Raw genomic sequence first — 20,751 nt, forward strand, 5'->3', positions numbered from 1 at the left:
TGCCATAATCGTCATCTTTACGGGGATGACGCTTATGATTGCAATTTTTTATCTTGTCCCCAAACCTTATGCCCAAAAAATCAGTGCGTGGTTTATTCGCCTTCTCGTCCTTCTCCCCGTGCGTGTCAAAGGGACTCCCGATCCCGAAGCTCAGATGTTTTTGCTCAATCACCAAAGCGACATTGACATCGGGATCATGGAGACAATCACCTCAAAAGATTTGGCATGGGTCGCCAAAAAAGAGCTTTTTGACATCCCTTTTTTTGGTCTTGTACTCAAACTTCCCAAAGATATCGCGCTGGAACGGGAAAGCAAAACCGCCCTTGTTAAACTCATCAAAGAGTGCAAAGAGCGCATCGATCAGGGACGTGTCATCACGATTTTCCCCGAGGGCACCCGTACCGAGACAGGAAAAATGAAACCGTTTAAGCCAGGTGCGAAGATCGTAGCGGACAAATTTGCCCTTAAAGTCCAACCCGTTGTCCTCATAGCAACGGCATGGCATTTCAGCAACAAACGCAAGCACTTCCGTTCCGGATCGGTCACAGCCGTCTATCTTGATTCGTTTGTTGCCGATAAAAATGATCCCGAGTGGCTGAATAACCTTCATACCACCATGCAAAAGGTTTATGATGATGAGTTGGCAAACACTCCTCGCTATCGGTAGCGGCGCTTTTTTAGGAGCGGTACTTCGTGCTTATATGAACGGTGTTGTCAACCACCATTTTCCTCATACCCTCCCTTTTGGGACATTGTCAGTCAATCTGCTGGGTAGTTTTATCATCGGTGCACTGCTCGCCTATTTCAGCTATACTACCCTCTTTAGCGTTCATGCAAAATCATTTCTCACCACCGGATTTTTAGGGGGGCTTACCACCTATTCGACCTTTGCAATGGAGACATTCTTGCTACTCAGCGGGGGACATCTCTTGATGGCGGCAGCCAATATGGCACTCAATACTTTCGGTACTGTGCTGATGGCCGCTTCAGGATATTATCTATTTCGTAATTGGTTGAGTTAAAACAATAACTTCATCAGCGCACCATCGCGCCAAATCGCCGTCATGGGTAATCAACAATACCCCCATCCCTTCAATATTTTTAACAATAAGTTTCATAATATCCAGCTGATTAAGATTGTCGAGTGCCGAAGTCGGCTCATCAAGAAGAAGGAGTTTCGGCTTCATCAGCAATGCACGCAAAATCGAGCACCTCTGCAGCTGACCGCCGGAGAGTTTATGAGGAAGGGTATCCAAATGAGCTTCTTCAAGCCCCATCTGTTCCAGAAGAACCTGATATCCCTCCATCGTTGTCACTTCCATGATTTGCTCACGTACCCTATAGGTAGGATGAAATGAGCTGTAAGGGTCTTGAAAAACCTGTGAAAGGGATAATGAACGGATGGTTCCATTCATGGGTTTACGGTAGCCTAAAATCAGTTCAAACAGCGTCGATTTCCCTACTCCGCTGGGTCCGACAATGGCTTTTATCTCCCCTTCGGAAAGGGTCAGTGAAAAATTCTCAAATATTGATATATCTTTACTATATCCAAAAGATATATTTTCAATATCTAAAACAGACTTCAACGGATCTGCCCTTTACCGTACACTTTGTATTTATAGGTCGTCAATCCCTCCACCCCCATCGGGCCTCGGGCATGAAGTTTGTTTGTACTGATTCCCACTTCGGCACCGAATCCGAACGCCCCTCCATCGGTAAACCGGGTAGAAGCATTGACATAAACGCACGCTGCATCAATCGCATCCATAAAGCGTTCCGCAGTAGTAATACATTCGGTGATAATGGCCTCAGAGTGGCCTGATCCGAAACGGACGATGTGGCTGATTGCCCCTTCAACTCCGTCTACGACACGTATATTGAGAATATTGGCGAGATATTCGGTATTAAAATCCTCTTCGCTCGCCTCCTCTACCTCAATCCATTCCCGTGTCAAATCACACCCTTTCATCTCCGTGTGGGCTTGATCAAATACCTCTTTAAGCATCGGTAGTATCTCAGCGGCAATCGCTTCATCGACCAGCAGTGTCTCCATCGCATTGCACACCCCAGGACGCTGAACTTTGGCGTTCAGAGCGATGGCTATCGCATTCTCGATATTGGCATCTTTATCGATGTAGGTGTGGCATAGCCCCTTATCGTGTTTGACGACAGGGACACTCGCATTTTGACTCACATACCGGATCAGCCCTTCTCCACCCCGTGGTACGATCAAATCGACGTAGCGATCCATTTTGATCAATTTGGCCACCCCTTCGCGCGATGAATCAGGAAGAAGGGCGATCAATTCTTTAGGCAGATCATTACGGATCAGAACCCCTTGCAGTACTTCCGCGATAATTGCATTAGACGCTTCTGCCTCCTTTCCCCCCTTGAGAACACACCCGTTAGAACTTTTAAAACAGAGCGCCGCTGTATCGGAGGTGACATTTGGACGCGATTCGTAGATGATGCCTATAACGCCGATCGGAATACTCACTTTCTCGATTTTCAGCCCCGCTTCGGTCATCCACCCTTCGATTACACGGCCGATCGGGTCTTTGAGTGCGGCGATCTCTTCGATTGCCACCGCCATCGCCTCGATCCGTTTTTCATCAAGTAATAGACGCTCTTTCATAGACGCCGCCAGATTGCTCTCATCCGCATTTCTCATATCAATCGCATTGGCTTCGATGATGTTCATCGTGTTGGCACGAAGCGCTTGGGCCATCTCATGAAGGATTCGGTTACGCTCGCTTCCGCTCATCGTCGCCAAAACACGGCTGGCCGATTTTGCTTTTTCTAAAAAATGTTCCATAGTGATTCCCTTTTTTCTTAGAGATATTATAACAAATGCGGTTTAATGAAGACTCATACCGCTCTATTCATCACAGATACCCTCTGATCTCCTGCATCAATCTCTCCAGCTGAACTTTGTACCGGTCATATAGACTAAAATAACTCTTCTCATGGGTATCACTAAGTGAGAGCTTTAGATGCGAAGCAATATCACCAAGAGAATGTGCCCCAATATTTTCCGCTACACCGGTAATATCAAGGAGCAAAGCATCAGCGGCTTGCATATCATGCGCGCGTAAAAGATCTCCCAATCTATCCGCCGAATCACCATAGTCACTCATAAACTCTGATAAAATCTCGCGGTAAAAATTCTCATCTCCTCCGCATATTTGAACCCCTTCATCGGCATCCAAAATATTCGTCACAGCTGTTGCTGGTTGGGTTTCTTGAGTAGAATAGGCATAGAAGATTTTATAGAGTGACTCCATTCTCAGAGGTTTTTCGAGTTGTTCAGCCATCCCTGCATTCTTCATTTTTTGGATATCATCGGCTCCGACGTCTCCGCTAAGGGCTACGACCAAGATGTGATCATACTGCGGATTTGCACGAATGATACGCGTCGCCTCAAACCCATCGACCCTTGGCATATGGGCATCCATTAATATCATTAAGAAGTTTGTCTCTTTTTCAAGTATATCCAGAGCCTCCTGCCCATCGTTGGCCAAAACCACATCGATACCGCTTCCGGCTAAAAGACCCACAATAACTTTTTGGTTGATCGGGTTATCTTCTGCAACCAATATTCTCTCACCGGCAAATTCAGAAAAACTTTGTTTTGTGATTTTTCCATGTTCTGGAACAGGTCGTTTTTGGATTGTCGTGTCACTTTTTCGTCTATCCGTTAACGCTTTATCTTCAGGAGTCGGAGTTATTACAAACTCTCCTTCTTCTGTTCCAAATAAGGGAATTTCTGAGAGTGGCTCGATTTCTGGCTCTTCTTTTTTCTCTGGAACTACGTTTACCTTCTCTTGGATAGTATCTTTGGGTATATCGTTTTTTTCGGGTGCAGTGCTATGAGGTTGTGGGGCTGTACTTCTTTTGAAAATAAAGTAAACAACTATAATGGCTAGCACGATGGCTACAGTGATTACAATCACTTGTAAAAATTCATTAGACATTAGATACTCTTTTTTTCTTTAAATCATACACCAATAATACAAATTTTTACAAGAAATACTTATGAATACCAATTTTCGACTTTTAACCCTTTTACTTTTCCGAACTCTCTTTGGTTTCGGGTCACTAAAGTATAATTATGCGCCAACGCACACCCCGCAATCAATGTGTCAATCGGTCCGATCGGTTCACCGAGTGCTTCTAATGAGGCTCGAATTTTTGCCGAAACACGCGCTTCTTCATTCCCAAACGGTATCACAATCACATTCTCTAATAACATTTTGAGCTGTTGTTCACGTTTTTTCGGTGAGGAAGATTTGGCGATTCCCACTTCGAGTTCATAGACAACCAGAGACGGAATAGCGATTTGAGAGGGGGAGTGCTCGAACATCCTAGCCGCAACATTTCCCTCCCCTTTAAAAAAATAGATGAGGGTATTGGTATCGAGCAGATACATTTAAAACGATTCCCGCGCACAATCGTGCGCTTCGGAGTGTCGAAGAGTATCAGCATCAGGAAAATCATCCCATGCGCCTGCGAGCTGATGGATAGCGGGAGACCACTCTTCGTGCAACTCTTTACGGATCAATCCTGAAACAAACTGGCTCAGAGATATTCCCATCGCGGCAACGTTTTGTTTGACTTTGGATTCGAGTTCATTATCGAGATAAATGGTCATTTGTGCCATGATACACCTCCAATACATATAAGTGCAAGTATAAGTGTGGTGAGCTTAGGGGGAAATTACATTTTAATGTTAAAATAATGTTGTTTTAACGTTACAGTAATAGCATGCAGTGTAAAATTCGGACACGAAATTCTCTATTAAATAGAGAATGCAATTTGCTTATCCCAGAGCATTTTAACATCTATGATTTTAGAAAGGTACATAATGAATAATTCTATTATAGCTATTGACCTTTTTTGCGGTGTCGGCGGGGTAACACGCGGGTTACTCGATGCCGGAATCGATGTTGTCGGCGGTTTTGATATAGAGCCTGCGGCGAAAAAAGCATACGAAGAGAATAATAAGCGACCGAACGGAGAAAATGCCAAATACTTTCTCCAGAGTGTAACGGAGCTTAAAAAGAAACAGATTTTTGATCTCGTCGGTACTAAATCACAACGAAAAAAAGAAGGCAAAAAGTTCCTGCTCGCAGGATGCGCACCGTGTCAACCGTTTTCCATGAAGAACAAAAAACGCGGAGATAAAGAGGACAAACGCCGCACGCTCATCACCTACTTCGCCAACCTCATTCGAGATACCGAACCCGATTTCGTATTTATGGAAAATGTTGCCGGACTCGAAAAATTCGAACCCGATAACTTCAAATACTTCACCGATATTTTGGATGAAAAAGGTTATAGTTGGGATAAAAAGATCGTCAATGCCTTGCATTACGGCGTACCGCAAAACCGCAAGCGGTTTGTTCTTCTCGCGGCTAAAAAGGGAGAAGTAACTATCCCTGACGGTGAATATGACGGAGTGAGCAAATCGTATAAAACAGTAGGCGATGTCATCCGAAATCTCGATCCTATTGAAGCGGGAGAATCACATCCGGTGATTCCAAATCATCGCGCGTCAAATCTCTCTCCGACCAACAAAGAACGTCTCAAATACAAAAACCGGCTCGAATGGCCGGAAGAACTATGGCTTGAATGTCACAAAAAAATGGCAGACACGCAAGGGCATACCGATTCGTACGGACGGATAGAATGGGGTAATCCAGCACCTACTCTGACAACCAAGTTTTTCAGTATTTCTAACGGTCGTTATGCACATCCGGAACAATCACGGGGACTTTCTCTCAGAGAGGGAGCATTATTACAGTCATTTCCGAAAGATTATGAGTTTTTTGATGAAAGTATGCAAAAAGTGGCACGCCAAATAGGGAATGCCGTTCCGCCTAAGATGGCGGAAGCTTTTGGGAAGTATTTTTTACACTCGGTTTAAAGTTTCCCGGCTAATGTTCTAGGACTGTTTCTTCTAATATACTCTGATTCATTTAATCCGATTCTAGAAATATAAGCACTAAATTCATTTGCGATACGTTGTGCATGCGATTTTTTTAACGTTGTAATATATTTAAATTCTTTAGTTTCTTGTATATTTTTAAAATCGCTGAACATTACTTTGTTATTTTCATTTGGAGTAAAACTGAAATATTGTCTATTTTTCAATCCATATTGTAATTTAAACTTTGAGCCATCATTCAGAATAACATCAAAAATATTTTCATCTGGGGTAAGCTTTACAAATATAAATTCTGTTTTCCTTTTTAACCTAACGCTATCACATCTAGGTTGCAAACACAAATATTTATTATTTTCAAATTCAACAATTACGCCTAGCGTCAAATGACTTGGCTTGCCGTAGTTACTAATTTGACTTGAAATAACGGCATAATCCGTTTCAGATTTATTTGATAATTCTACGTTATCAAACCACTTACTTGTAAAACACTCTTTTACATCGGCAGCTAAATCAGCTTTTTTTTGTGTTGTATTTTTTCCTTTAATATACTCTTTTTCAGTACCATTTTCGATGCACTTTTTAAAATCTTTTGATCTATATGTTTTATTTTGAAGGATATTTGCATGCTGAATAATTTCAAATTTTGCATTTTCTCCTACTTTATTTGTTTTTAAAATTGAATCAATTTCATCTATAATAATTTCTTCTAGATGTTCTTCAGCTTCATCTGGTGTTTCAAGTAAACTTCGATGACTCAGATAAGCAGGGTCTAATGATTGATTTAATTTTCCTAAAAATTTATGCGTATTCTTACGTACTTCCGCAATAGCCGCCATCGCAACATTAGGTACGATTCCATGGAAGGTTTCTGTGAATTCATCAATACACTTATCTACAATTTCGGTAAAGTTCGCTTTCCTATCACTTGATATAATAGATGAATTTTTATTCCATAAACTGATTGCCGTATATCGCTTATTATGTGAAAGATAGTCTTCGAAAGTTAATCCTTCTGTTTCGAACCGTGCTTTCACGGTTTCTAAATCATTGGCAGTATAAACGACTATCGAACGTAACTCATGAAGTTGTTCGTCAGCACTCATTAAATCTTTGATAATTCCAACAATTTTTTCTCCGCCGTCACTAAATAAATCCCAATCTAAGACAATAATATCGGCTTTTTTCATAAGTTTGAGGTAATTGCTTCTTTGCGCGTCAAATGTAGATTCTTCACATTTTATTACCGAGCAAACGATGCCTTTTTGCATAAATGTATCAATGATTGTTTTTGCATTTAAATCATGTTCATTTTGTTCACTTACTTGCGGAGTAGGAATAGTAGTAATTTCACCTGTAACCGGATCTTCAATTTCTGTTGTCGACGAAAAAGCTATTCCATTCGTACCATTTTCATTAGGGAAAAAAGCTCTATCATCCAAAAATACAGCCGTCTGTAAAAAATCTTCAACAATACCTTTTGAAATCTCTAAAAATCGACTCATCATTTACCTCTTGGCTTGATAATTCTAAATGAAACGTTGAACCCTTCTTTGGGATCGATTACTTCGAGAACCATTCCCTGCTCTTTTAAAACATCATTAGAAATATGTAATCCTAATCCTCTGCCGCCCGGCTTTCTCGTAAAGCCCATTTCAAAAATAGCTTCACGATCACGTTCTGAAATAGGAGCACCGTTATTCGATATTATGAAGCCGTAATCATCTACATCCAAATCGATAATGCCGTGTTCGGAACGCCCTTTAATCCAGTAGGTAGCATTATCGATGATATTGACAAAAACGGGATAAATCGAAGACGGAATAGTATTGAGTATCGTTTGTCTAAACTCTTTTGAACTTTTTAGTTGAATATCATGCCGTTTGAAACGCTCTCCGAAAAGCTTTAAAATAAACTCTTCGATCTCATGACCGCGTATATCGGTTGCTTTGCGATACATACGACGATTTAACGGCGTAAAAAGTGTTAGATAGCTATCTAAATGGTCAAAACTATCTTTGATCCCTGAATATATACCGCTGAGCCCCTGATTCACATCCGCCCATGCTTTGAGTCGCCGCAAATTATCCCGAACCATTCTAATGCTTGCATCGAACTCATGGTTGATGACGTGAATTGCCATCCCAAGCTGTGCCAAATCTGAATCCAACTGTGCCTTTTCTACTAACTCGTTTAATTTGGAGTCACTTGCTTCCATTACATCGATATAGGAGGCAAAATTACCTTCGTCATCTTTTTCCCATTTGACGTTATCCAACAAAGCTTTGATCGTCTCAAGCTCTTTTTTCTCTGTTTCCATGACTGAAACAATCTGATTTTCAATATTCATACGCCATGCAAAAATATCGTTTTCATCCATATTTTGAAAGTCCGTTTGACCCAATGAAAAATAGGTATCACGAATTACTTTTTCGACACTTTTTAAACTCTCTTTGGTACTTTTCTCAACATTCTCTTTCACATCTAAAAGTGTTTCATCGGTATTTTTGACTTGTTGTTGTATCTGTTTTTTCGCATCTTTTGAAAGTCTGACCAAACTCTCTTCAATGCGTCGACGTCTATCAAGTTCTAATTGAGCATTACGGCTTTTTTCCCCGATCAAAGATTCGATTTCTTTATAGGTTTCTCTAAATGTACTCTCGTCAATGTCACCCATCTTGTTTTTATAAAATTGATAATCTTGTTCCACTTTTTTGCTCATCGCAACACCGCGAGGTTTAGATAGAGAAAAATTGTTTTTAATCCGATACAACTCATCGAACGCTTTTCTTTCAGCTTCAATCAATTTCAAAGCAGCCGATTCTTTATCATCTATTGTATCGACTTCTGCCAATGTGTGATTAAGCTGATCGATTATATCCTCACATGAAGTTTCATGTTTTTTAGCCTCAATAGCATCCAAAACAGCATAAAGTTCTTTTGAAAATTGATCTTTTTTTGCTTTCTTTTTCTTTTCTTCATTTTTAAGCAATGCATCGCGTGCTGCATTCTCAGATCGAACTTTTAAAAAATAATCTGCGTATTCGCCCTTATCATTGAAAAAATCTTTTGCCGTCTGAATAAAAAAATTCATCAATATTTCACGCATCTCCCAATACGCACTAGATTGTTGAAATCCTTCACGTCCGGCTTTCTCTTTTAAGGCATCATTGACACCGGATTGTAATCGTATTGCACCGATGAGTCTACGATATGACCAGTAATATAGTCCTGCATGTTTACTTCTACGATATTCAATATCTAAAAAATCGTTTTTATTGTTACCGTAAGGAAGAATCCTGATGCCGTCTTTATATACATACATTCCACCGTATTTATACAATTTATCATCCAGCAAATTATGGGTTTCTTTATCCAATAATGATTCAGCCTGATTCCCCTGAATTGTCGTTACTACCAATTCAAACGGCCCGCAACTCGTATGCTTACCCTGACTTTTCACCCACGGCAATACATATTCTTGCGTTTGCTCTATCCCAAAAATTTTTACTTTACCGATAAATTGTCCGAATTCATTAAAACGTCCTACAAAAAGATGATCTCCTTTATTAAATTCATCCTCTGTAAAAAAGTTCGTTTCTGAAATCACATCTTCAAAATATTCGGGATATTTGTAATCTCTAAAATGAGTTTTTAACGGGATTTTTTTATGTCCTGGCATAATATCATCGGTAAATCCGATAAGCATTTTTTTTAATTCCGGTGCATCTTGATCTATCCTATCACATTCCAAATCATCTATTATCAAAGGATTTGAAGGAAAGACGTAGAAACGTGTTCCGGTTGACTCGTCATCTGTATATTTACACGGTTCTTTGAGGCTTCGTTCTTTTTTTTCAATATTGAAGTCTTTGAATTTTGTAAAATCACCGATAATCTGATCAAACGCTTTCTTCTCAATTTGATCCGAAATCTTTTCAATATGCTCTTTTGTTTCTTCAACTATTTCCTGAATTTTCTGATGCGTCGGGAAAGAGTCAAATTCTTTGATCGGTATATAAATATCTTCCAGATTTAACCCGGGTTGTTCAAAAAGTTTCCAGTTGATAAAACTAACTACATACTTATGATTTACCGTGCCGCGTTTAGCTTTTGTGACTATTAAAACCTGACTACCGAGCATGGCAATCGCAAGTCTACCGATCCCTTTTTCTCCCATTATAGAACGGAGCTCTTTACCTTCAGGAATCTCAAGTTTATTCAATCCGCCGAATTGGCTTTTTACTTTGCTTTCTGTTCCAATGGTAAGCCATCGATTTTCGAATTCGTCTTTTGTCATACCGAATCCGTCATCTCGAAGAACAAGCAATCCGTCTGATCTAAAATAATCAACTATAACATTGTCGGCATAAGCATCATAAGCATTTTTAAATAACTCACTAATTGCTGTCGGTATACCAGATATTTGTTGGCGTCCCAACATATCCAATGCCCTTGCTCTCGCCTTAAAACCTGCCATTTACTACCCTAATTTCATACTAATTTGTTCAATAACTGAACTTATCTCTTTTTTTATTTCTTGACCCCAAAACCTAAGCACTATCCACCCCTCAGATTTTAGCTTTTCGTTCACTTCTTTGTCACGCTCAATATTCCGCTTGATCTTCGTTTCCCAAAAGTCAGCATTCGTCTTAAAACGCTCACCTTCGAGGTACTTTTTCCCGTGCCAAAACTCACTATCACAGAATATAGCAATTTTTTGCTTACGAAACACAATATCGGGTTTTCCGAAAATAGTTTTATCATTGACACGATAGCGAAAACCTCGTTTCCATAACTCACGACGTAATAAAAGCTCGATGGTAGTATTTTTGGATTTGATGCGTGACATATTGTAAGAGCGGGAGTTTTTATCTGCCATAACAGCATTATAACGTGAAGGAAAGGGAAATGAATTAAGTGAGAATCAAGTCGGGAATGGCGGGGGAAATTATTCGATTTTTCTCTCGCCCAAACCTCAGTTTGAAAACGAAAGGAAAAGTCTAGCTGTAAAGTGAGAATAATTTAAGTCAAAGCACCTGTTTCGTTATTTTTCATATTATCTCCTTTAGTATTGTCTTGTATTTCCTCCTCATTTCGTTGAGGGTTAGAATCGATTTTTATATTACAAATTTCAGGAGATACTCCAATCTTGATAGATTCACTTACTTTTGGCTTAGGCATTTTAGAACACCTTTTATCGCGTGTGTCTTTCCAAACAGGTAAAGATATATTTGTATCTTTGTTAAGGTAACTTTTGACTTCAACGTGTTGCGTTGACTTAAATTATTCGATAGCAATCTGCGTACTATAATACGCACTGGATCCCCGATCTAGTCGGGGATGACAGAAAGTAGTCACCCTTCGACACGCTCAGGGCGAACGGGGAGATTACTCGATTTCAGCGTCGATGACGTCGTCATCTTTTTTCGCGTTTGAAGAGGCTGCTTCGCCCCCTTCATTTTGTTTGTACATTTGCTCTGCCATTTTGTGGCTCGCGTCTGCCAATTTTTTCGTAGCAGCTTCGATCTCTTCTTTAGTAGCATCAGCGTTTTTCAACACCGCTTTAAGTTCTTCAAGAGCCGATTCGATTGCCGCTTTTTCGCTGGCGTCGATTTTGTCTTCCATCTCTTTGAGAGATTTTTCGGTTTGACTTGCCAACGCATCGGCTTGGTTGCGAAGATCTACGATCTCTTTGCGTTTCGCATCTTCGGCTTTGTGGTTTTCCGCGTCTTGAACCATTTTATTGATCTCTTCTTCTGAGAGCCCTGAGCTTCCAGAGATCGTGATGGACTGAGATTTACCGGTCCCTTTGTCGGTTGAACTTACGGTTAGGATACCGTTGGCATCGATGTCAAACGTTACTTCGATTTGAGGTACGCCGCGCGGTGCGGCAGGGATACCCGTAAGCTCGAACAATCCGAGAGATTTGTTATCACGAGCAAACTCGCGCTCACCTTGGACAACGCTGATGCTAACTGCCGGTTGGTTATCTTCCGCAGTCGAGAACACTTGCGATTTTTTAACCGGAATAGTGGTCCCTTTTTCGATAATTTTCGTCGCGATTCCGCCGAGCGTTTCGATCCCGAGTGAAAGAGGTGTAACGTCAAGAAGAAGAACGTCTTTAACATCTCCACGGAGAACCCCGCCTTGGATCGCGGCACCCGCTGCAACGACCTCATCCGGATTTACCCCTTTGTTCAACGTTTTACCGCCAAACTCGTCAGAGACCATTTTTTGTGCGATCGGAAGACGTGTTGAACCCCCGACCATGATGACTTCATTGATTTCATTGTTACTCATCCCCGCATCTTTCATCGCTGTTTTGATGTGAGAAATAGTCTCTTTAACCAACGTATCGATCATCCCCTCGAATTTAGCACGGGTCAATTTCACAACTAAGTGCTTTGGCCCTGATGCGTCTGCGGTGATAAACGGAAGATTGATCTCGGTTTCTTCCGCAGAAGAGAGCTCTTTTTTCGCATTTTCAGCCGCGTCTTTGAGACGTTGAAGCGCCATTTTGTCCGCTTTAAGATCGATACCGTGGTCTGATTTGAACTCACCAGCCAAGAAATCTACGATTTTATTATCGAAGTCATCCCCACCGAGGAACGCATTTCCGTCAGTTGAGAGAACCTCGAAAGTCCCCTCAGAGATTTCAAGAACCGTAACGTCGAACGTTCCGCCCCCTAGATCGTAAACGAGAACTTTTTCATCCCCTTTTGAATCCAAACCGTACGCCAATGCAGATGCCGTAGGCTCATTGATGATACGTAAAACGTTCAATCCTGCGATGGTTCCCGCCTCTTTGGTTGCTTTACGTTGTGCATCATTGAAGTACGCAGGAACGGTAATAACCGCATCGCTTACCGCTTGCCCGAGGTAGCTCTCTGCATCCGCTTTCAATTTTGAAAGGATTTTTGCAGAGATCTCTTGTGGCGTATAGATTTTACCCGCAACATCAACCGCAGCCATACCGTTTTTATCGACGATTTTATAGGTAACTTTGTCGTGCGCCTCTTTCGCTTTCTCTTCGTTCATCATAAGACCCATGATACGTTTAACCGAGTAGATCGTTTTATCCGGGTTGGTGATCGCTTGACGTTTCGCCGGATCACCGACGAGGATCTCCCCTTTATCGGTAAATGCTACTACGGAAGGGGTAGTGTTTTTTCCCTCTTTATTCGGGATAATTTTTGCTTCGCCCCCTTCATAGACAGCAACACATGAGTTTGTAGTACCAAGGTCAATTCCAATTACTTTAGACATATTAATTCCTTTTTATTTATTTACTTTTAATACGCCATAGGAGCAAAGCCCCTACGGCTACGTTAACACTGGGTTTTACCTCGGCGGTAAAAGCCCAAATGCACTTTAATTGGCGATAACGACCATCGCATCACGCAATGTTCGCTCTTTATATCGAAACCCTTTTTGGAAAGTGTTTACGATTTCACCGCTTTCATGATCTGGGCTGTCCACACGCTGTACAGCATTGTGAACATCCGGATTAAACGGTTCTGATTCATCCACCGGTGTAACCCCGTGTTTTTCGAGAACGCTGAGAAGCTGTTTCATTGTCAGCTCCACACCTTCTTTGAGCTTTTCAAGCAAAACGTTTGCATCTGCTTCGATAGCCGTTGCACCGATTGCCATAGAGAGCGAATCGACTACAGGGATCAAATCTTTGGCAAATTTTTCGTTTGCGTATTCGAGCGCTTGATATTTCTCACGCTCAAGACGTTTTTTGATATTGTCGAAATCGGCATGTACGCGAGCATACTTGTCTTTAAACGACGCTAATTCAGCCGTAATAGTTTCTAATTCATTCATGCTCTCCGCAACAACTTCTTCACCCTCTGTTTGGGCGATTTGTTCTTCGCTGATCACTTCTTCGTTTGTTTCATTTGACATGATTTCTAAAGACTCCTTTGTTGAAATCTAGCGTTATTATAATGCATTGAGTCAACTGTTGTCAAGAGGTATATGAATTTTTTTATGCAAAATAATTGAGCCTTTCTCTATCAACTATAAATGGAAGCCTAAAATGCTATAATAAGTCTCACTAAAAGGGGATGAGTATGAAAATCAAACGGCTTTATCCGGCACTATTATTAACACTCTTTGCACTTACCCTCTGGTTTGCCCCGCCGCCGCTTCAGATTCCGTTCCATACCTGGCATCTCTTTACTATTTTCATTACCACGATTGCCGCTATTTTGTTTAATATCCTCCCCATCATCGCTGCAGCCATTATCGCCCTTGCCGTTAGTGTCTTATCCGGCGTCATTGAACCTTCACGTGCGTATGCCGGATTTTCGGAAAGTTTTATCCTCCTGATCATTGCCGCTTTTCTGGTCTCTCATGCCGTCCACAAATCGGGGCTGGGAAAACGGCTCTCTCTTCATATCATCCGCCGATTCGGCCACTCCACCCTGGGATTAGGATACAGCGTCATCGCTACGGATATCCTGATTGCTCCGGCATTCCCCAGTAATACCGCACGAAGCGGTGTCCTCTACCCCATCGTCTACGGCCTTGCCCATGACTGCGGCTCAAAAGTAGGAGACAATACCCACCGGCGTGCGGGGAGCTACCTGATGATGACCTCAATGGCGGGACTCACCATCTCCTCAGGGCTCTGGCTCACCGCAATGGCAGTCAACCCCGTCGGTGTCGGGATCGCTGAGAAGATGGGGATCCATATCACGTTCGGTAGCTGGCTTTTGTACGCGATTGTTCCGACCCTCATCGCGTTTGCCCTTATCCCGTGGATGCTGTACCGCATCTACCCCCCCCAAATGAAAGAGACCCCCGATGCCCCTCAAAAAGCCGCAGTCGCATTGGAACATATGGGGCGTATCAGCCGAAACGAATGGATCACCGCCGGCGTCTTTGTCTCGATGTTAACCTTATGGGCTCTTTCGGGAATCTTTCCGATCGATAAAGCCGCCGTTGCATTCGGAGGGTTAGGGATACTGATGGCAACGAAAGTATTTGGTATCGAGGATTTCAGAAGCCAGGGGGAAGCGCTCAGCACACTGATCTGGTTTGCCATATTGTTCGGGCTAAGCACCCAGCTCGCCGAACAGGGATTTATGACCACCATTGCCGAACACTTTACCCACTATCTGGCGGGGCTTTCATGGGGAGCGGTCTATGTGCTGCTGATTGCAGTCTATGTACTGATCCACTACCTCTTTGTCTCCCAAAGTGCCCACCTCTTAGCGCTGTTCGGTATCTTTTTGGCGATAGGGATCGGGGCGGGAGTTCCGGGAGAATTGATGGCAATGATGTTGTTGTTTGCAACCAATTTCAATGCCACCATCACGCCCCAGGGTTCGTCGTGCAATGCGATCTATCTGAGTTCCGGTTATATTAATGCCCGTGAGATCTATATCTACGGCGGTGCGGTGACACTCCTGACCTTCCTGATTTTTATGATCATCGGAACTCCTTGGATTTTGGCCCTCTCATGAACACTTTTGCCACTCTAAGACGCACTAAACTAGCTAAAATATTCCTCTTTGTTTTCGGATCAGCCGCAGTCATTTTTATTCTCCTCTTTACTCCGCTGGGTAATCGCTTAACGGCCCCTGTGGCTGAAAAGGCCCTTAGTTCTGCATTCTCCACACCGATTAGCATAAGTGATTTTGCCCTTAGCTACAACCGATTTCACCTGAGAGCACACGATAATTTTGGTAATATTCTCTCTACCCAAGGGGGATTTTCTCTCCTCACACTGCGCCTTTATGCCCACTACCGGCTGGAGTGTTTCCATGAGAACGGAATGAACCCTATTTCCGCACCCTTTAAAACCGAAGGAGCTCTCAGCGGTGGGATTTCTGCATTGGATATTCGAGGGAACGCAGATATTTTCAAGGGAGATATCCTCTATAAAATCGAACTACGCCGTTTTCATCTCGCCACTGCCGATCTCAAACTCCACAATATCGCTTATGAACCGCTCTTGCATTTACTTAACTACCCTTCCGATACCGATACGTTGATCAACGGTACCATCGATCTAAGAGGATTCGATCGCCGTGATGTGGATGGGCATATCTATCTGAGTTCTCAAACACATCGCTTAACCCCGACCCCAATTCTGGAAGACGATAACGAATCGTTTGATCTTAGAACGTTGTTGACAGATAAGTTCGGACAGATTAAACCTTTCGATGTGAATGTCACCCTTGATGCTTCTTTAGCGCATGCCGGAATTTTGGAACAGTTTGTCGGTCTACCCCTTGCGGGAGCAGGTGATCTCAATGCCACCTTGAGTGGAGATGAAAAACTCCTCCGTCTCCATGCCCACACAAACGCCGCCCAAAGTGATACCACCCTCACGATAGATATCCCCGATTTAGAACCTTTATCGGTTCTTTTTGATCTCAAGCATGCCGATATGGAACAAACCTTTGCCTTTTTTACCCTTCCCGCTCCCATTAGCGGTCAAGGCTCCGCTTTTGGTGAATTCAATACAACCGAAGGGAAATTGACTATCGCCATCACACAAGGCAAAACCATCCCGAAAGTCTTATTCACAGAATACCAAATCACACAACCCTTGATCCGTTTCAATAGTGTTCTCTCCGCAAATATCAATGAAAACGGGGTATATTACCGAGCATCCTTCAAATCCGATTTGACCCGCATGAACATCGATAACACGACAACCCACGATCAAATGCTCAGAGAACTCTTAAACGCATTACACTAATCGTAAACCAAAGGGGAACCTAACCCCTTTTAACGGACAATCCTCTTATGAAAAACATGACTTCCGTACTCCACTACCATGACCGAACCAAACATCGTCTCTCTCGCTATGCTGCGAGTCTGGGCTATATGGACTGGGCAACCCAGCCCAACCCCTTTCGCCGATATGAACACGCCCCGATTCTCCCTCTCATCCACAGTGAGATAACGCCACCCTATCATCTTCTGTTTCAAAAAGAGCCTCTCCCCGTTGCACCTCTGTGCCTTGAATCCCTTTCGCAATTGCTGCGCTACTCTCTGGGACTCGCTGCGATCAAAAGCCATGGCGGATCAGAGTGGGCTCTGAGATGCAATGCCAGCAGCGGTAATCTCCATCCGACAGAATGCTACATTATTACCCCCGCTACCCTAGGGGTGTGTGATCACGCGACCCTCTCCCACTATGCCCCCCGTGAACATGCATTGGAAATACTCCATACGTATGATGAACCGTTAGCAGAAGGGACACTATTGCTCGCGCTAAGCTCGGTAATCTGGCGTGAAGCGTGGAAATACGGTGAGCGGTGCTGGCGCTACTGCCAGCTCGATGCGGGACATGCGTATCAGGCGATCAAAATCGCGAGTAGCATGCTGGGGTGGGAGTGTGAAATTCTAAGCGTCGATACGGCTGAGATTGCCTCTTTGTGCGGCCTCGATCAACATGAGCGTTTTGATGCTCATGAGCGTGAAAGCCCCGATATGCTTCTACGTATCGGGAAATCGAATAACGGTGTCCTTCCAATCACCCCATCTCTCTCCTATATGGCCAATACACTGAGTCCGGCTCATCATGATTGGCCTGTATTGGAGGTGATTGACCGCTCGACACACGGCCTTTACCCCTCTGTAGAGCCCTTAAACACTATCCGTGCTGTTCCTCTCCCCTCTAAAAGTACCGGAGAGATCATACTCAAACGACGGAGTGCACAAATGATGGATGGATCGGCAATCACGCAAGAGCAGTTTCGTACCTTGCTGGATAGCTCACTGTTTTGCAGCGATACACCCGATGTCCACTTTATCCTTTTCGTGCATCGTGTAGAGGGTTTAGAAAAAGGGATGTACGCCTACGTTCGAAATAAAAATGCTTTTGCTTCTTTGCGCGATGCAATGGATGGAATATTTAGATGGGAAGATTGCGGGGACTCTCTTTGTCTTTTACAAGAAGGGGATTATCGCGGTGCGGCGCAAATGATCTCGTGTAACCAAGAGATCGCCAAAGAGGGAGCGTTCAGTTTCGGGATGCTCTGTAATTTTTCCTCATCTCTTGAAAAACATGGTGCCATCGGGTACAAAAATCTTTACCACCAATGCGGAGCCATCGGACAGATGCTCTACCTCGAAGCCACCTCACTAGGCCTTAGCGCAACAGGAATCGGATGCTTTTTAGACGATGAGTTTCACGCCTTGCTGGGACTTCGTGATCAACGCTACCAATCACTCTACCATTTCACGATCGGGCGAGCCATCGTCGATACCCGTATCACGACATTAAAACCATATTCGTCTGCCTCAAAGAGGCTTTCGTCATTCCCGTGAAGACGGAAATCTAGCTGGATACCCGCCTACGCGGGTATGACGAGGGAGTTATCGATTTTCCGCATCGGTAAGGGTAAGGCAAAGGATCACTTTTTTACCGTTCGCATTAAGTACTTCGGCGGCTTCGCCCAACGTTGTCCCCGTTGTGACGATATCATCGACTAAAATAACTTCATTCTCTGCGAATGGCTTACAATCAAACTGCCGTGGATGCATCAGCCTCTCTTCGGCACTTTTCCCCGCATATTTATGGTGATTTGACGCACGAAGTTTTCCGTACAACGGGGTAATATTGGTAGACTTCAGCGCATGGTTTAATACCGCTGTATGAGAGTAGCCACTTAGTGCATGATCGTCGATGCCGAGTGAGGCGACACGGTTTTCATACTGCCACTCTTTTGCGAATGCCCCGAATGCACGCTTCGCTAAAATCGTATAAATATAATATCCGACATCGGTATGTTTGGTCAGTAACAACGGTTCGATATCGTTGTAGGGGAAAAAGGAGTAAACAGGGACAGAACCCATAATTTTGCGTTTATGGAGACTCGGGGTGAGGAGCGATTCTTGGCACGCGGAGCAGATATGTGAGAAGCTAAGCCGCTCGCACATCATACAGCGCATGACTAGTCCATTTTGAGGACGGACATAAATGCCTCTTGGGGAAGCTGAACTTTCCCGATTGCTTTCATCCGTTTTTTACCCTCTTTTTGTTTGTCGAGGAGTTTTCGTTTACGGGAGATATCCCCCCCGTAACATTTGGCGGTGACGTTTTTCCCCATCGATTTGACCGTTTCACGAGCGATAACACGGTTTCCGATAGAGGCTTGGATCGCCACTTCGAAAAGCTGTCTTGGAACAATCTCTTTCATGTTGGTCACAAGTGCTCGTCCGCGTGATTCCGCACTGCTTCGAGGGACGATAACGCTGAGGGCATCAACCACATCTCCCGCCACACGAACATCAAGTTTGACCAAATCCCCCTGACGAAATTCAATAGGATCATAATCGAAACTCGCATACCCTTTGGAGGTTGATTTGAGTTTATCGTAGAAATCGACAACGATTTCGTTCATCGGCATAACATAGATGAGCATGACTCGTGTCTCGTTGAGATACTCCATCTTCTCCTGCATTCCCCTCTTCGTGGTCAAAAGGGTAATCACATTCCCCAAATAATCGGTCGGAACGATCACCGTTGCACGGACGTAGGGCTCTTCGATCCGCTCGATGTTCTGCGGTTCGGGGAGTTCGCTCGGATTTTGAACTTCAACCATGGTTCCGTCGGTCTTATAAACTTTATAAACCACCGATGGAGCGGTAGCAATCAAATCGAGATTAAACTCTCTCTCTAACCGCTCTTTAACAACCTCCATGTGAAGCATTCCCAAAAACCCGACACGAAAACCAAATCCGAGGGCAATAGAAGTTTCCGGCTCATAACTGAGAGAGCTGTCGTTGAGTTTAAGCTTATCGAGGGCATCGCGCACCGATTCAAACTCATCGGTATCGATCGGATAGAGTCCCGCAAATACGAATGGCTTTGCCGGAGCGTATTCACCTACCGGCTCTTTGGCCGGATTGCGCGCATCGGTGATTGTATCCCCTACACGGATAGACCCCACCTCTTTAACCCCCAAGATCACAATACCGATCTCTCCGGCCTTAATGCTTTGCGTTTTTTGGCGGCGAAGGGGATGGGGATACATCAACTCCAACACTTGATGGTTCTCATCATTGTGCATCAGTTTAATCATCTGACCCATCTTGATCTCACCGTCAAAAACACGTACCAGGGCCATTGCCCCTTGGTATGAGTCGAACCATGAATCGTAAATAATCGCTTTGGTCGTAGCCGATGGGTCCCCCACAGGAGCAGGGATACGATCAACGATCGCATCAATCAGCGTTCTTATACCGACCCCCGTTTTGGCCGAAATCATCACCGCATCAGTCGCATCGATCCCGATCGTCGTTTCGATCTCTTCGGCAACCCGTTCCGGCTCTGCGGCCGGAAGGTCTATTTTATTGATAACGGGGATAAGGGTAAGGTTGTTTTCCATCGCCATATAGACATTGGCGATCGTTTGTGCTTCAACCCCTTGCGCCGCATCAACGATCAGTAATGCACCGTCAGACGATGCGAGTGATTTGGAAACTTCATAGCTAAAATCAACGTGGCCCGGAGTGTCGATCAGATTGAGAATATAGTGCTGGCCGTCTTTTACATAGTCCAAACGAACACTTTGCGCTTTGATCGTGATCCCGCGTTCTTGCTCGATGTCCATCGTATCCATCATTTGCTTGGTAAGTTCACGATCACTCACCGCACCGCACTCTTGAATGATACGGTCAGCCAACGTACTTTTCCCATGGTCGATATGGGCGATAATTGAAAAGTTACGGATATTATCCAAAATGTAAATCCTGATTATTTTCTGCCTCCTTGAGAGGCAAGCTTTAGTAGCCAAAGCGGCTAGCGTAGACCAAGGGACTTTGTCCCTTGG

General features: G+C 43.7%; 19 protein-coding genes. 6 read left to right on the forward strand and 13 right to left on the reverse strand.

Annotation, left to right across the window (positions count from 1 at the left end):
* Positions 1 to 34 precede the first annotated feature (34 nt).
* Both WB308_RS05820 and crcB read left to right on the forward strand, forming a co-directional pair.
* A complete protein-coding gene (locus WB308_RS05820; RefSeq protein ID WP_424189897.1) occupies positions 35 to 667 on the forward strand; it encodes a lysophospholipid acyltransferase family protein in 633 nt (210 codons plus the stop codon).
* Positions 636 to 1,022, forward strand: a complete 387-nt coding sequence (crcB, locus tag WB308_RS05825) for a fluoride efflux transporter CrcB (protein WP_424189898.1) — start codon at positions 636 to 638, stop codon at positions 1,020 to 1,022. The genes WB308_RS05820 and crcB overlap by 32 nt, the downstream gene beginning before the upstream one ends.
* Here crcB and WB308_RS05830 read toward each other — a convergent pair.
* The 5 genes from WB308_RS05830 to WB308_RS05850 all read right to left on the reverse strand — a co-directional run bounded on the left by WB308_RS05830 (position 999) and on the right by WB308_RS05850 (position 4,660).
* Positions 999 to 1,586 carry an ATP-binding cassette domain-containing protein gene (locus tag WB308_RS05830; protein ID WP_424189899.1) on the reverse strand — a complete coding sequence of 196 codons (588 nt, stop codon included), beginning with the start codon at positions 1,584 to 1,586 and terminating at the stop codon, positions 999 to 1,001. The two genes, crcB and WB308_RS05830, sit on opposite strands and share 24 nt — an antisense overlap.
* Complete coding sequence (locus WB308_RS05835) at positions 1,583 to 2,815, reverse strand: glutamate-5-semialdehyde dehydrogenase (protein ID WP_424189900.1); 1,233 nt, start codon at positions 2,813 to 2,815, stop codon at positions 1,583 to 1,585. Before WB308_RS05835 ends, WB308_RS05830 begins: the two co-directional genes overlap by 4 nt.
* A 70-nt stretch (positions 2,816 to 2,885) precedes the next feature.
* Complete coding sequence (locus tag WB308_RS05840) at positions 2,886 to 3,974, reverse strand: response regulator (RefSeq protein ID WP_424189902.1); 1,089 nt, start codon at positions 3,972 to 3,974, stop codon at positions 2,886 to 2,888.
* Positions 3,975 to 4,033: 59 nt separating this feature from the next.
* A complete protein-coding gene (locus WB308_RS05845) occupies positions 4,034 to 4,429 on the reverse strand; it encodes a type II toxin-antitoxin system VapC family toxin (RefSeq protein ID WP_424189904.1) in 396 nt (131 codons plus the stop codon).
* Entirely contained in the window at positions 4,430 to 4,660 is a 231-nt protein-coding gene (locus tag WB308_RS05850; protein ID WP_294893628.1) for a hypothetical protein, read from the reverse strand.
* A 204-nt stretch (positions 4,661 to 4,864) separates the two neighbouring features.
* On the opposite strand from WB308_RS05850, the gene WB308_RS05855 reads away from it, so the two are divergent.
* Positions 4,865 to 5,926 (forward strand): DNA cytosine methyltransferase, encoded by a 1,062-nt coding sequence (locus WB308_RS05855; RefSeq protein WP_424189905.1) that lies wholly within the window; start codon positions 4,865 to 4,867, stop codon positions 5,924 to 5,926.
* On the opposite strand, the gene WB308_RS05860 is transcribed toward WB308_RS05855, so the two are convergent.
* The 6 genes from WB308_RS05860 to WB308_RS05885 all read right to left on the reverse strand — a co-directional run bounded on the left by WB308_RS05860 (position 5,923) and on the right by WB308_RS05885 (position 13,858).
* Positions 5,923 to 7,449, reverse strand: a complete 1,527-nt coding sequence (locus tag WB308_RS05860; protein ID WP_424189907.1) for a response regulator receiver domain — start codon at positions 7,447 to 7,449, stop codon at positions 5,923 to 5,925. The two genes, WB308_RS05855 and WB308_RS05860, sit on opposite strands and share 4 nt — an antisense overlap.
* A complete protein-coding gene (locus tag WB308_RS05865) occupies positions 7,449 to 10,424 on the reverse strand; it encodes an ATP-binding protein (protein ID WP_424189909.1) in 2,976 nt (991 codons plus the stop codon). Before WB308_RS05865 ends, WB308_RS05860 begins: the two co-directional genes overlap by 1 nt.
* Positions 10,425 to 10,427: 3 nt before the next feature.
* On the reverse strand, positions 10,428 to 10,826 hold the full coding sequence (locus WB308_RS05870) for a very short patch repair endonuclease (protein ID WP_424189911.1): 399 nt from the start codon (positions 10,824 to 10,826) through the stop codon (positions 10,428 to 10,430).
* Positions 10,827 to 10,969: 143 nt separating this feature from the next.
* Positions 10,970 to 11,128, reverse strand: coding sequence for a hypothetical protein (locus tag WB308_RS05875; protein WP_424189913.1), 159 nt, complete (start codon positions 11,126 to 11,128; stop codon positions 10,970 to 10,972).
* Between the two features lie 207 nt (positions 11,129 to 11,335).
* Positions 11,336 to 13,213: a molecular chaperone DnaK gene (gene dnaK, locus WB308_RS05880; RefSeq protein WP_424189915.1), complete on the reverse strand. Its 1,878-nt coding sequence runs from the start codon at positions 13,211 to 13,213 to the stop codon at positions 11,336 to 11,338.
* 105 nt (positions 13,214 to 13,318) lie between these two features.
* Positions 13,319 to 13,858: a nucleotide exchange factor GrpE gene (locus WB308_RS05885; protein ID WP_424189917.1), complete on the reverse strand. Its 540-nt coding sequence runs from the start codon at positions 13,856 to 13,858 to the stop codon at positions 13,319 to 13,321.
* A 167-nt stretch (positions 13,859 to 14,025) separates the two neighbouring features.
* Here WB308_RS05885 and WB308_RS05890 point away from each other — a divergent pair, with 167 nt between their 5' ends.
* From WB308_RS05890 to WB308_RS05900, 3 genes are all read left to right on the forward strand, one after another.
* Positions 14,026 to 15,423: a DASS family sodium-coupled anion symporter gene (locus tag WB308_RS05890; protein ID WP_424189919.1), complete on the forward strand. Its 1,398-nt coding sequence runs from the start codon at positions 14,026 to 14,028 to the stop codon at positions 15,421 to 15,423.
* Positions 15,424 to 15,542: 119 nt separating this feature from the next.
* Complete coding sequence (locus WB308_RS05895) at positions 15,543 to 16,667, forward strand: hypothetical protein (protein WP_424189921.1); 1,125 nt, start codon at positions 15,543 to 15,545, stop codon at positions 16,665 to 16,667.
* A 47-nt stretch (positions 16,668 to 16,714) separates the two neighbouring features.
* A complete protein-coding gene (locus WB308_RS05900; RefSeq protein WP_424189923.1) occupies positions 16,715 to 18,244 on the forward strand; it encodes a SagB/ThcOx family dehydrogenase in 1,530 nt (509 codons plus the stop codon).
* Between the two features lie 48 nt (positions 18,245 to 18,292).
* Here the strand turns inward: WB308_RS05900 and WB308_RS05905 are convergent, their stop codons facing one another.
* Both WB308_RS05905 and lepA read right to left on the reverse strand, forming a co-directional pair.
* Complete coding sequence (locus WB308_RS05905; RefSeq protein WP_424189925.1) at positions 18,293 to 18,868, reverse strand: ComF family protein; 576 nt, start codon at positions 18,866 to 18,868, stop codon at positions 18,293 to 18,295.
* Positions 18,869 to 18,870: 2 nt separating this feature from the next.
* The gene (gene lepA, locus WB308_RS05910) at positions 18,871 to 20,661 is read right to left on the reverse strand and encodes a translation elongation factor 4 (protein WP_424189927.1); all 1,791 of its coding nucleotides are present in this window, start codon (positions 20,659 to 20,661) and stop codon (positions 18,871 to 18,873) included.
* Between the last annotated feature and the right edge of the window lie 90 nt (positions 20,662 to 20,751).

The organism is Sulfuricurvum sp., from assembly GCF_049587615.1.
Taxonomy (GTDB): domain Bacteria; phylum Campylobacterota; class Campylobacteria; order Campylobacterales; family Sulfurimonadaceae; genus Sulfuricurvum.